Source organism: Streptomyces sp., assembly GCF_035563135.1.
Taxonomy (GTDB): Bacteria; Actinomycetota; Actinomycetes; order Streptomycetales; family Streptomycetaceae; genus Streptomyces.
The window spans coordinates 1-12,461 of sequence record NZ_DATMVN010000366.1; the positions used below are offsets into that span (position 1 = coordinate 1).

Genomic DNA, 12,461 nt, shown 5'->3' on the forward strand with positions numbered 1-12,461 from the left:
AACAACCTCGGGGTCTTCTTCATCCGGGACGCCATCAAGTTCCCCGACGTGATCCACGCGCTCAAGCCGGACCCCGTCAGCCACGAGCAGAAGCCGGCCCGGATCTTCGACTTCATGTCGCAGACCCCGGAGAGCATGCACATGCTGGTGAACCTGTTCAGCCCGCGCGGCATCCCGGCGGACTACCGCCACATGCAGGGCTTCGGGGTCAACACCTACAAGTGGGTGAACAACGAGGGCGGGACGGTGCTGGTCAAGTACCACTGGATGCCCAAGCAGGGCGTCAGCAGCATGACCGAGGAGGACGCGGCGAACGTCCAGGCCACCGAACTGGGGCACGCGACGAAGGACCTCTACGAGGCGATCGGCCGCGGGGACTTCCCCGAGTGGGAGCTCGTCGTCCAGATGATGTCCGACGACGAACACCCCGAGCTGGACTTCGACCCGCTGGACGACACGAAGACCTGGCCCGAGCAGGACTTCCCGCCCCGGCCGGTGGGACGCATGGTCCTGAACAGGGTTCCGGACAACTACTTCGCCGAGAACGAGCAGGTGTCCTTCGGAACCGGTGTGCTGGTCGACGGGCTCGACTTCTCGGACGACAAGATGCTGGTCGGCCGGACGTTCTCGTACAGCGACACACAGCGCTACCGAGTGGGTCCGAACTACCTCCAGCTCCCCGTCAACCAGGCCAAGCACGCACGCGTAGCCACCAACCAGCGGGACGGCCTGATGGCGTACGACAACGGCCACGCGGGTGAGAATCCGGAGGTCAACTACGAACCGTCGATCACCGGCGGCCTCCAGGAGGGCCGGTATCCGGCGCACGAGGAGCAGGGACCGGAGATCCAGGGCCGGCTCACCCGGGCCCGCATTCCGCGCACGAACGACTACCTGCAGGCCGGCCAGCGCTACCAGCTGCTGGAGGAATGGGAGCGTGACGACCTGGTCAAGAACTTCACCGATCTGTTCGCCCAGTGCACCCGCCCGGTCCAGGAACGCATGATCTGGCACTGCCTGATGGCGGACAGCGAACTCGGCCGGCGCGTCGGTGAGGGCCTGGGCATCGGCCCCGGGGACGTCGCGCACCTGTCACCGCTGCCCACCCAGAACCTCGACGACGACGAACGCAAGAGGCTTGCCCGCCTCGGCGACAACCCGCCGCGCGACGTCACCGGGCTCACGATGACCCACTGCGTCCCCAACAAGCGCCACAAGGTCACCCGCTGACCCTGGACCCGCCCTCCGGGGGCCGGGCCCACGAGGACCACTCGTGGGCCCGGCCCCCGGGAGTCGTCACTTCCTTGGCCCGCCCGCTCCGCAGCCCTCCGGCGTCACCGGGTGCGCTTGGCGGAGGTGGCCTTCCTGGCCGCGCGCTTGGTACCGGCCGTCTTCTTCGCCGCAGCCGTGCGGGACGGCCCGGCCGCCGCTGCGGCCTGCGTCTCACTGCCGGCGTCAGCGGTGGTGAGAGCCCCGGAGCTGCTCTCCAGGTGGGCACGGACGAACCACTGGAACTGTTCCAGGGAACGGAGGTGCTCGATGAGCAGGTCCTCGGTGACCGGGTCGACGGATCCCGCCTTCGCGGCGGCCTTCCGGTGGTCCTCGATGATGCCCGTGTAGACGAGGTCGAGTGCTCCGAGGTGGGCGATCGCGTCAGCTCTGCCCACGCTGTAGTCGTCCCAGGTGCGCTCGGCGACCAGCGCGCCCGCGGTACCGCGGGGCACTCCGCCCAGAGCGGAGATGCGCTCGGCGGCCGCGTCCGCCATGTCCCGGACCGCCAGGGTCTGCGGGTCGAGCATTTCGTGCACGGCGATGAAGTGGGGGCCGGTCACATTCCAGTGGATGTGCTTCAGGGTGAGAGCCAGGTCGTTGAGTGAGTGCAGACGCATACTCAACAATTCGATCATCTGCCCGCCTTCCCTGGTGCTGAGCCCGGGAACGGTGTAGCGCGGGGTGGAACTCTGAGGGGACATGATGCTCCTGCAATGAATGGGACGGTCTGCCGCCATTCATCTGCCACCGGAACTCCGGAAGTCACGCATGCCCGTGCCGAAACCACTTGACCGGCCCTGCGGAAAATCCCGGCGGACGGCCGCGACAGCGACGGCTTTCTTCCCGCACCGCCCCTACGGCGCCTGTGGCGTCGGAGCCGGCCCGAGGGGCTGGCGTCCGCAGGGAGACGTTCCTCAGGTCCGGCCAGCCGGCGCCCGGACCGTGATGCCGCGTCCCCTGCCGCCGTGCGGGCCGCTGGTGTCAGGTCGCGGTCCGTTGGTCGTTGCTGTCCTGGCGGAGTTTGCGGGTGTGGCGGGTGAGGGTGTCGACGCGCGCTGCGAGGTCCGGGTGATCGGCCGTCAGGTGTGTGTGGGTGTCGGCCAGCGGGCCGATGAGGTCGGCGGGGTCGTTGTCTGCCAGGGCGGCGGCGAGCCGGGTGGCCGGGGCCGTGGGGAGGTCGGTCAGGGCGGTGATCTGGCCGGCGAGCTGACGCAGGTCGGCTGCGTTGTCGCGGGCCCAGGCGGTGACGGTGCGGTCGGCGGCGCGGTGGTCGCGGGTGGCCTGTACGCGTTGTTCACCGGTGGTGCCGGGGGTGCCGGGGCGTACGCGCAGATAACGGCGTTCGGCGGCCTGGCGGCTGGCGACGCCGAGGGGCTGGGCGAGGTCGGCCCAGCTGGTGCCTGCGGCACGGGCCGCTTCGATCAGCCCCGGCTCCCATCCGGCCAGCCGGTCGCGCAGCTGGCGCAGCAGGAGCAGGGCCGCCAGTGCCTGCTCGGAGTCGGCCTGCCCGTCGTGGAGGTCTTCTGCGCCGGGCACTGGTGTCTGGGCGGTGCGGACGGCCGCGTCGATGGCGTTCAGCGCTGTGGCGGCTGCGGCGAAGGATGCGGGCTCGCCGGGTCGGGATGTGTTCATGGAGGCCCCTTCACGGGTGTCACCCTTCGGACGACACTGTAGTTGTCATCGTTTGGATGACATGGTACAACGGTGTCAGACGAAGCGCATTGGCAGTTTCTGCCCGACCAGTGGAGGTGTTCGACATGTTGATGCGCACTGATCCGTTCCGCGAACTCGACCGCATCGCCCAGCAGTTGACCGGAGTGTCCGGTACCTGGTCCAAGCCCTCGGCCATGCCGATGGACGCCTGGCGCGAGGGTGACGAGTATGTGATCGCCCTCGACCTGCCCGGTGTCGCGAAGGACGCGATCGACATCGACGTGGAACGGAACATGCTCACCGTCAAGGCGGAGCGCCGGCCCGTCGCGGTGGATGATGACGTGCAGGTGGAGCTCGCCGAACGGCCGCTGGGTGTTTTCTCCCGCCAGCTGGTCCTGGCTGACACCCTGGACACCGAGCGCATCAGGGCGGATTACGACGCGGGGGTGCTGACCCTGCGGATCCCGATCGCCGAGCGTGCCAAGCCCCGGAAGATCGCCATCGGCGGAGAAGCCACCCACAAGCAGATCGGCACCTGAGCCGGGCGGTGTCCACCGGGCGGACGTGGGGGCACCCACACTCCGCGCTCGGCACCGCGTGCGGTGGGTGACCTCCGCCTCCGGTCGGCCGCTCCGCCCCCGGCTCCCGCTCCGCCCCGCAGTGTGACGCGCTCCCCGCAGCGTGCTCACACTGCGGCGGCATGTCACGGAGCCCCCACCTGTGCGCCCCGCTTGGGCTCCCTCCGGGCGTTCTTCCGGCGACCCGTGGCGCACTCAGTCGCAGAATTCCCTCTTCAAGATCGACCGTGCGGCTGCCGGCCGTCGCTCACCCGGCAACCGCAGCAGCCGCCATCCGGCGAGAAAGGCATTTCAACGATGCGCTCCCTGCGTGAACAGTCCCGCGCCACAGCGGGCGTGACGTTCGACCAGATGCTGGAAACAATCAGGTACGAGGGTGCGTACCCGACGCGTGAACGAGCCGAGACCGTCACCCACGCGGTGCTGGCCGCCCTCGGCCGCCAGCTCTCGGAGGACGGACGCGCCGGCCTCGCCGCCTGCCTTCCCGCCGAGGCCGCCCTCACCCTCACCGCCCAGGTCCGTGACCCCGGCCCGCTCACCGGCTGGGGTTTCGTCAAGGACCTCGCGGTGCGCACGGGCGGCACGCCCGCCACCGCACGCTGGGACGCCGGGGCCGTCCTCGCCCCCGTGGCCCGCCTGGCCGGCTCCGGTCCGCTGGACCGCATCCTCGCCGAGCTCCCCTCCGGTTATGCCCTGCTGTTCGGCCGCGCAGAACTCGTCCAGGCCGCTTGATCGCCCGGCAGGGACAGGGGAGCACACACGAAGCCCAGGCCGGCTCGAAGAGCCGGCCTGGGCCGGGGAGGTGATGCTGATCAGTGGTGACCGTGGGCGGTGTCGGAGGCACCGCCGAAGAGCCGTGCGACAGCGCGGAAGGGCAAGGTGACGACGGTGGCGATGGCCCCGCCGATGGAACGAATCACGTCCGCGATCGCCTTCAGCATGTGAATTCCTCCTTTTCGGTGCCACCGCGGCGCTGACAAAGCCGCGATGGGGCGTTCATCAGGCTCGTACCCGGCCGCGATCCGAGGAAACTCATGTCCTTCGGCGACGAATGATGAGGGGGCCGCAGCCGCCGAAAGAATTCCGGCCCTCGCGGAAGATGCGGCGTACGCAGCCACCTTACGTAATGCGTACGGCCGACGGCGGCAATTCCCTCGACGCTCCGCAGAGCTCCGGAGGCGGCGGGGCGGGCCCGGACCACGAGACCCGCCCGGTGCCCGGGGCCACTCGCGCCCCGCACGTCGGGCGTGTGCGGTGGCAGAAGCGGCACGGACATCGCGGTGCCGACGGACACACCGAGCAGCCGGGCGATGACCTCCTTCCTTCGCCGTGCTTCACCACTCGGCCTCCTGCGCGGAATGCGTACGTTCCGCCGGGCAATTCCTGGGGCCCTGGCCGGGCCCGGTGTCCCGCAGGCGGCGAATCCTCCGGGCGCCTGCGAGAGTGAGATACGAATGGGACCGGGCAGGCCGGGTACTCGTGGCGAGCGCATCCCACGAGGGGCTGGAGGGCCGATGGCAGTACGGAACCGGTTGATCGCACGTTCCGTGGAGGACGTCTGGGCTGTTCTCGCGGATGCCACGCTCTACGGCGACTGGGTGGTCGGCACGTCCGAGTCCCGGCCGGCGGAAGGTGAATGGCCGCAGGTCGGCTCCAGCATCACGTACACCGTGAGGCTGGGGTGGTGGTCGGTCTCGGGACGCACCGTCGTCCGGCGCTGCGAAGCGCCCGGGGTGCTGGAACTGGAGGCGGACAGCGGGCGGCTCGGCACGGCGCGGATCGCCGTCGAGATCCGGCCCTGGGGGGAGGACGCCCTGGTGATCATCGATGAACACCCCCTGCGGGGGCCTGCCGGTTTTCTGCACAACTCGGTGGCGGACGCGCTGATCCAACTGCGTCACCGCAGCATGCTGGCCCGTTTGGCGGACGTCGTGGAGAAAACCGCCGCTCGTACGCGCGAACCGCTCCGGCAGAGGGCCCAGCTGCGGCCCGAGAGCCCGCGGTAGCGGCCCACCAGAACACCAGGAGGTAACAATGCCGGACGCGGTGGTCATCGGTGCGGGGCCCAACGGTCTCGTCGCGGCCAATCTGCTCGCCGACGCGGGCTGGAGCGTCGAGGTTCTGGAGGCGCAGCCCGAGCCGGGCGGTGCGGTCCGCAGCGACCGGGGTGTCGACCCCGAGTTCGTCAGCGACCTCTTCAGCGCCTTCTATCCGCTCGCCGCAGCCTCCCCGGTGGTCGCCGGCCTGGAGCTGGAGGAGGACGGGCTCAGCTGGAGCCGTGCCCCGCGGGTGCTCGCGCACCCGCTGCCGGACGGCCGGTGCGCCGTGCTCGAGCAAGGGGCCGCGCAGACGGCGGCGGGCCTGGACTCCTTCGCGTCCGGCGACGGGGCCGCCTGGCTCGGCCTGCACGCCACGTGGAACCGCCTCGGCCCCGACATCCTGGGTGCTCTCTTCACGCCCTTCCCGCCGGTGCGTTCGTCCCTCCGCGCCGCCGCCAGGCTCCGGACAGCAGGGGGCCTCCGGCTGGCACGGTCCCTGCTGCTGCCCGTCCGCCGCCTGGGGGAGGAGGAGTTCCGCGGCGAGGCCGGAAGGCTGCTGCTCGCGGGCAACGCGCTGCACGCGGACCTCGGCCCCGAGGCGGCGGGGAGCGGAGGCTTCGGCTGGCTGATGTCCATGCTCGGACAGACCTACGGTTTCCCGGTTCCGGTGGGCGGCGCCGGCGCGTTCACGGGAGCCCTGGTACGGCGGCTCGAACGGCACGGCGGAGCGGTCCGCTGCGGGGAGCGCGTGAGCGAGATCGTCGTACGCGGCGGACGGGCCGTGGGCGTACGCACGGCGAAGGGTGAGGCCGTGCCGGCCGCCCGTGCCGTGCTCGCCGACGTGTCCGCACCCGCGCTGTTCGGCGAACTGGTCGACGCACGGCATCTCCCGGGCCGTGTGCTGGGCGATCTGCGCCGTTTCCAGTGGGACTTCGCCACCTTCAAGGTCGACTGGGCGCTCGACGGCCCGGTGCCCTGGACCGCTGAGGAGGCCTCCACGGCGGGGACGGTCCACCTGGCCGACGGGGTCGACGGCCTGACCCGCTTCGCCGCGCAGATCGCGACGGGGCAGGTGCCGGACCGTCCCTTCCTCCTCTTCGGGCAGATGACCACGGCTGACGCGACGCGCTCACCGGCCGGCACCGAATCGGCCTGGGCCTACACGCACGTCCCGCACCGGATCAAGGGTGACGCGGGTGAGGACGCGCTGACCGGGCGCTGGGACAGGCGGGAGCAGGAAGCCATGGCGGATCGCATGGAGAACGAGGTCGAACGCTGGGCACCGGGTTTCCGCTCGCTCATCAGGTCCCGCCGCCTTCTCGCGCCGCCGACGCTCGAGGCCATGGACGCCAACCTCCACGGCGGAGCGATCAACGGAGGCACCGCGGCCGCCCACCAGCAGCTGGTGTTCCGGCCCATGCCGGGCACCGGCCGGCCCGAGACGCCGGTGAAGGGCCTGTTCCTCGCTTCGGCGTCCGCACATCCCGGCGGCGGTGTGCACGGCGCCCCCGGTGCCAACGCGGCCCGGGCAGCACTGCGCGGACGCAATCACCGCTCCCGGGCGGTCCGGATCCCCTGGAGTGTCCGCGCCGGGCAGGTCCCCGAGGAGTGACCCGCAGCCGCAGAGCCGTCCGAGGGCGGGGACAGACGGTACGGTCTCTCATCCAGCGGTGGACGCGGGCCTGTGTGCCCGTGGCCGGTACCCTTCCGGGGTGATGCAGCACCCCATGCCGGACGAGCGGCGGCCGGCGAACGACGGACCGAAGGCTGCCGTACGCAACCGGGCCGCTCTGATCACCGCCGCCCGGGAGATCTACGCGGCGGACGGTCTCGACGCCCCGCTCTCCGCGATCGCGCGCCGGGCCGGGGTCGGGCAGGGCGTCCTGTACCGGCATTTCCCCGACCGGGCCGCTGTGGCGGCCGCGGTTCTGGAGGAGAACGTGCAGCAGATCGAGCAGGCGGCCGCAGCCCAGGACGCGACCCTGGCCTCCGTTCTCGGCGTGGTGACCTGGCACTCCACGGAGTCAGCGGCTTTCATCGGGCTCCTGCACGCTGATGCGGCACGCGGTCGCTCCGCCGTCCGTGCGCACGCCACGGCCCTGTCCGAGCGGGTCGAGCGCTGCCTGCGTGGCTGCCTGCCGGAGGGGCACCGGCTGGGCGGGGCGGACGACCTGATGCTGGCGGTCGCCATGGTCTCCGGAGCCGTCACCGGCCCCACCCGTGAGGAGCGGGAGCGCCGAGCGCTGGCCGCCTGGCGGCTGCTGGGCGTCGAGGTGGGACCGGTCCAGCCCTTCGACGGGTGAGTCCGGGGAGCCGTGTCAGCCTCCGTTGGACTGCCGGGTACCTTGCGCCAGCGCGTCGAAGGTGTACAGATAGCCTCCGGCTGAGCCGCTGACGGTCATGTACGCCTTGGTCCCGCCGGGCGTGATCGCCACGTTCGTCGCTGATTCGAGCCCTTCGGTGCGGGCGGGTACCTCGACCGTCGCCAGGCGTTCTCCGTGCTTGTCGTACACGGCCATGGCCGCCCGGCCGTGCAGTGCCTGGTAGAGGTTGCCGTCGGCGTCCACAGCGATCGAGTCGGTCTGGGCGAGCCCGCCGTCGACGCGGATGGCTGTGTGCCTGGACGTCACCCCTCCCTCGCCGTCGAGACGGAGGTAGGAGATCCGGTTCCGGGTGAGCTCGCTGATCCACAGCCCGAGGTGGTCCGCGTCGAAGGAGATCCCGTTCGTCGCGGCCAGGTCCTCCGCCAGGACCGTGGCCTTCCCGCCGTCGCGGTCGATCCGCACCACGCGTCCCTGCGCCGCACCCTCGGACAGCCCGCGTGAGTCACTGACGTACAGATTGCCCGCCTCGTCGAAGGCGATGTCGTCGGGATTCATCTGCGCCCCTTCGACCTCGCCGGAGAAGAAGGTCCGCAGACCGCTGCCGTCCGGGGCCAGGCTCACGATCTCGCCGTGGGCGTAGTCGGTCAGGTAGAGCCGCCCGTCGTACGGACTGAACTGCGCCGAGGTGTAGGCACCCCGGCCGTCGGTGTGGAGCGCCCGGGACGTCTTCTTCCGGACGTCGACCCGCAGCACCTTGGGCTTGCCTGCGGGGGCGGTGACGTCGACGACGATCAGGTTGCCCTGCTCGTCGAAGACCGGGCCCTCCAGCAGGGTCATCCCGGTTTCCTCGTGTACCTGTGTCAGCTGCATGACCTTGTGCGCGCGGAGAGTCCTGTCCGCCCCCGCGGAAACCGCCCCGTCACGGGAGGCACGGGTGTCCGTGCCGCATCCGGCGAGGGCCAGGGTGCCGACCGCGGTGAGCGCGGCCAGGGTCCGGATCGGGCGTCGTCGTCGCATGGGGAATCACTCTTCCTGTTCCGCCTGGTACGGCGGGGCGTCGGCCGGGGTGCACGTGCGGTCGGGTGCGCCCGCCCGGGCGCGGGTGTGCGCCGGCCGAAAATCGCACTGCCTCCCGCATCGCAACCGGACAGCGTTGTCCGGTAGTTGTTACCGTAGCGGATGGCCGCTCGCTCCGGGGCGGCCCGACAGGCAGGATCGAGGCCCCCCCATGACAACCTCCCAGGTGACGCCCCCCGACGGGCTCGGTGCGCTGCGGCAGCGCTACCGCTTCGAACGTGAACGGCGTGTCCGCCCCGACGGCGCCCGCCAGTACCGCGACACCGATGCCGAGTTCGGCTACTACGCCGCCGACCCCTACGCCGGGGAGCCGGTCGGGCGTGAGCCGCTGCGGGACACCGTGGACGTCGCTGTGATCGGAGGTGGCTTCGGAGGCATCCTCGCCGGGGCGCGGATGCGGCAGCAGGGCGTCGAGAGCGTCCGGATCGTCGAGAAGGGCGGTGACTTCGGGGGCACCTGGTACTGGAACCGCTACCCGGGCATCCACTGCGACATCGAGTCGCACGTGTACCTCCCGATGCTCGACGAGACCGGCTACGTGCCGGAGTGGAAGTACGCCCCCGGCGAGGAGATCCGCCGCCACGCAGTACGGATCGCCGAACAGTCCGGCCTCTACCCGGATGCACTGTTCTCCACCGCGGTCACCTCGCTGAACTGGGACGAGGCGACCGAGACATGGATCGTGGCCACCGACCGGGGTGACGCCTTCCGGGCCACCTACGTCGTCACCGCCACCGGCACCCTCTCCGAGCCGAAGCTTCCCGGGATACCCGGCATCGAGGACTTCGCGGGCCACACCTTCCACACGTCGCGGTGGGACTACGCCTACACCGGCGGCACGGCGGACGGTGGCATGACCGGCCTCTCGCAGAAGCGGGTGGGCATCGTCGGCACCGGAGCCACCGGCATCCAGGTCATTCCCATGCTGGCCGAGGACGCCGGGCACGTCTACGTCTTCCAGCGCACCCCCTCCACCGTGGACGTGCGCGCCAACTGCCGTACCACCGCCGCGGACGTCGGCGCCGACCGCGACGGCTGGGCCCACGAGCGCCGGGAGAACTACCTCCGTATCGTCTCCGGTGAGCCGGTCGAACAGGACCTGGTGGCCGACCGCTGGACCGCGTCGGCGGATCTTCTGGAGAAGCTCCTGCCGAGCTTCCGCCGGCAGGGCGACCGCACGGCATTCGAAGCCGCCTACGAAGTCGCCGACGCCGCGAAGATGAACGAGCTCCGTGCCCGTGTCGAGCAGACCGTCACCGACCCGGACACCGCGGAGGCTCTCAAACCCTGGTACCGCTACGCCTGCAAGCGCCCCACCTTCTCCGACAAGTACTACCCGGCGTTCAACCGGGACAACGTCACCCTGGTGGACACCGCGGACACCCACGGCATCGAGCGCATCACCGAGAACGGCGTCGTGGTCGGCGACACCACCTACGAACTCGACTGCCTGATCTTCGCCACAGGGTTCTCCGTGGGGACCTCCGGCATCCTCTCCGGCAAGCTCCCCGTCCACGGCCGGGGCGGCACCCAACTGCTGCACGCCTGGGCGAAGCAGGGCCCGCGCACCCTGCACGGGTTCACCAGCAACGGCTTCCCCAACCTGATCCAGATGGGATCCCTGCAGAACGCCAGCAGTGTCAACTTCACGCACATCCTGGACGAACAGGCCGTCCACGCCGCCGCCCTGGTGGCAGCCGCCGAGGCCAAGGGCGCTCTCATCGAACCCTCCCGCGAGGCCGAGGACGCCTGGATCGCCGTTCTGGCCGAGGGTGCCCCCGACCACGAGTGGTTCCACGCCGAGTGCACCCCCGGGTACTACAACCGCGAGGGGCGCGGCCGGCCGAACGGCCCGATCGCCTACCCGCACGGTGCGTTCGCCTTCCACGAGCTCCTGAAGCGATGGCGTGAGGAGTCCGTCGTCGACATCCTTCAAAGCAGGTCTTCCATGGGTGCCTAGGGTTTCCCGCCCGGAAGCGAGGCCTTGTCGGTCGGCGCCGTCCCGGTGGTCCTCGCCACGCCGATGCTCCGCCGGGGCGGTGCCGGACTCCGTCCCGGGAAAGGCGGCGGAGCCCGGTGTCTCCTCGGCCGGGGCGGACGGGGCCCCGGTATCCGGTACACCGGGGACGGCCGCCGCCGGGGGCGGGACGCTGGGAGGACATGGGGTCACTTCTCCTCGGTGGCGGATCCGCCGGTGGGCAGCGATCGGTCCGGACGAACGCCGGGAGCCCCGCGGGTGCGGGCGAGCGCCGCGTCGAGGGGGCCGGCCCGTTCCCCGTCGGCGAATTCCGCGTGACCCGGGGCGGCGGCCGGCCCCGCGCCTCTCCCCGCCGCGAGGTGTACCCGTACGGCCTCGGCCGGGACGTCCGGGCCGGAAGGCGCTGTACGCCGAAGAAATCGATGCATACCCAGCGTGACCCGTCGACGGGGCGACAGCCGATCCCTCACCCGGACGCCCTTGTCGTTTTGTCCCCTGGCGCCTCACTGCTCCCGGAAAGTTCACTGTACGGGCAGCAAACGGGCGCTCGGGTGGCCGAAACGGATCTTTCGCGAGCTCCCACGGCGGGGACTCGTATGACATCCTGTTGACTCCCCGATCTGATCGTTATCGGCGTGCGCGCATGTCGTCCGGCGCCCGAGAGTTCGTACAGAAACAAGAGTTCAGGTGGAGATGCGGCCCGGAGAAGGGCAAGTCGGCACAGACGCCGCCCCGTTCGTCATTCCCGGTACGTCCTCCCCGGCCGCCGGCCCCGGGTCGCCCGTCTCCGACGGCACCGAGGACGCCGGCACCTCCGCGCTACCGATACCCGAGGCCGTGAGAGCTGCGGCCCGCCGGGCGCCAGGGCACTGGATCGGGGTGGTGGACCCGGAGTGGACCGAGGCGCGGACCCCGCCGGAGTGGGCGGTGCTGGGGGAGTGGCAGTCGGACGGGAGCGGCAGCCTGGGGGAGTACCGCGCCAACCCGGAGTACCGGCCCTCGGCGAGGGTCCTCGGCTGGCCGGAGCCCACCGACCCGGTGGACGCGGCGGCGCAGCGAGCCGCCACCGGTTACGGCTCGGTGGAGGCGGCACTCGCGGCACTCGCGGAGGCGGAGGTCACCGTGGTGCGCGGGCCGGACGGCGGGCCGCTCACTGCCGTCGGCCGGGACGGGGCCCCGGTGACCCTGTTGTTCACCTCACCCGCACACGAGTTCATGTCCGCGGCACTTCACCATGACACCGTGGCGGCACGGGAACTGGCCCGCTCACTGGGAGGTTCCGGCACCATGCTGATGGTCAACGCCGGCGCGGCGGCTCCCCTGCTCGTCCCGGCGGACAGCCTTCCCGGCCCGGTGCGCGCCGCGGACGACGAGAGGGCGCCCGCAGAGGAGGCCGCGGCCGAGGAAGACCCTGGTGCCCCCGCCGGCGCGGCGGACCGTCCCGGCGCCCCGGCCTCGACGTCTTCCGCGGACCGTACCGACAGCTCATCCGATCCTTGGCCCCTCAACTCAGGGAGGACCCCGTGACGCGTTCACCCCA

General features: G+C 71.1%; 12 protein-coding genes. 8 read left to right on the forward strand and 4 right to left on the reverse strand.

Going from position 1 to position 12,461, the window contains the following annotated elements; all coding sequences use genetic code 11:
- Nucleotides 1-1,230, forward strand: a 1,230-nt coding sequence (locus tag VN520_RS15800; protein WP_325747553.1) for a catalase, incomplete at its 5' end; no start/stop codon positions are given.
- 104 nt (nt 1,231-1,334) lie between these two features.
- Here VN520_RS15800 and VN520_RS15805 read toward each other — a convergent pair.
- Complete coding sequence (locus VN520_RS15805; protein WP_325747554.1) at nt 1,335-1,973, reverse strand: DNA starvation/stationary phase protection protein; 639 nt, start codon at nt 1,971-1,973, stop codon at nt 1,335-1,337.
- Nucleotides 1,974-2,253: 280 nt separating this feature from the next.
- The gene (locus tag VN520_RS15810) at nt 2,254-2,904 is read right to left on the reverse strand and encodes a type III effector protein (RefSeq protein WP_325747555.1); all 651 of its coding nucleotides are present in this window, start codon (nt 2,902-2,904) and stop codon (nt 2,254-2,256) included.
- Between the two features lie 125 nt (nt 2,905-3,029).
- Here VN520_RS15810 and VN520_RS15815 point away from each other — a divergent pair, with 125 nt between their 5' ends.
- Together VN520_RS15815 and VN520_RS15820 are read left to right on the forward strand one after the other, a co-directional pair.
- Nucleotides 3,030-3,464, forward strand: coding sequence for an Hsp20/alpha crystallin family protein (locus VN520_RS15815; RefSeq protein WP_325747556.1), 435 nt, complete (start codon nt 3,030-3,032; stop codon nt 3,462-3,464).
- A gap of 336 nt (nt 3,465-3,800) precedes the next feature.
- A complete protein-coding gene (locus VN520_RS15820) occupies nt 3,801-4,235 on the forward strand; it encodes a DUF2267 domain-containing protein (RefSeq protein WP_325747557.1) in 435 nt (144 codons plus the stop codon).
- 80 nt (nt 4,236-4,315) lie between these two features.
- On the opposite strand, the gene VN520_RS15825 is transcribed toward VN520_RS15820, so the two are convergent.
- Entirely contained in the window at nt 4,316-4,444 is a 129-nt protein-coding gene (locus tag VN520_RS15825; protein WP_280118781.1) for an LPFR motif small protein, read from the reverse strand.
- Between the two features lie 573 nt (nt 4,445-5,017).
- Here VN520_RS15825 and VN520_RS15830 point away from each other — a divergent pair.
- The 3 genes from VN520_RS15830 to VN520_RS15840 all read left to right on the forward strand — a co-directional run bounded on the left by VN520_RS15830 (nt 5,018) and on the right by VN520_RS15840 (nt 7,845).
- Nucleotides 5,018-5,509 (forward strand): SRPBCC family protein, encoded by a 492-nt coding sequence (locus VN520_RS15830; protein WP_325747558.1) that lies wholly within the window; start codon nt 5,018-5,020, stop codon nt 5,507-5,509.
- Between the two features lie 28 nt (nt 5,510-5,537).
- Nucleotides 5,538-7,154: an NAD(P)/FAD-dependent oxidoreductase gene (locus VN520_RS15835; RefSeq protein WP_325747559.1), complete on the forward strand. Its 1,617-nt coding sequence runs from the start codon at nt 5,538-5,540 to the stop codon at nt 7,152-7,154.
- A 100-nt stretch (nt 7,155-7,254) separates the two neighbouring features.
- A complete protein-coding gene (locus VN520_RS15840; protein ID WP_325747560.1) occupies nt 7,255-7,845 on the forward strand; it encodes a helix-turn-helix domain-containing protein in 591 nt (196 codons plus the stop codon).
- A 15-nt stretch (nt 7,846-7,860) separates the two neighbouring features.
- Here the strand turns inward: VN520_RS15840 and VN520_RS15845 are convergent, their stop codons facing one another.
- Nucleotides 7,861-8,883: an SMP-30/gluconolactonase/LRE family protein gene (locus tag VN520_RS15845; protein WP_325747561.1), complete on the reverse strand. Its 1,023-nt coding sequence runs from the start codon at nt 8,881-8,883 to the stop codon at nt 7,861-7,863.
- Between the two features lie 211 nt (nt 8,884-9,094).
- Between VN520_RS15845 and VN520_RS15850 the strand changes: the two genes are divergently transcribed.
- Together VN520_RS15850 and VN520_RS15855 are read left to right on the forward strand one after the other, a co-directional pair.
- Nucleotides 9,095-10,903 carry an NAD(P)/FAD-dependent oxidoreductase gene (locus VN520_RS15850; RefSeq protein WP_325747562.1) on the forward strand — a complete coding sequence of 603 codons (1,809 nt, stop codon included), beginning with the start codon at nt 9,095-9,097 and terminating at the stop codon, nt 10,901-10,903.
- 711 nt (nt 10,904-11,614) lie between these two features.
- Entirely contained in the window at nt 11,615-12,448 is an 834-nt protein-coding gene (locus VN520_RS15855; RefSeq protein WP_325747563.1) for a type VII secretion system-associated protein, read from the forward strand.
- The last annotated feature ends 13 nt before the right edge of the window (nt 12,449-12,461 follow it).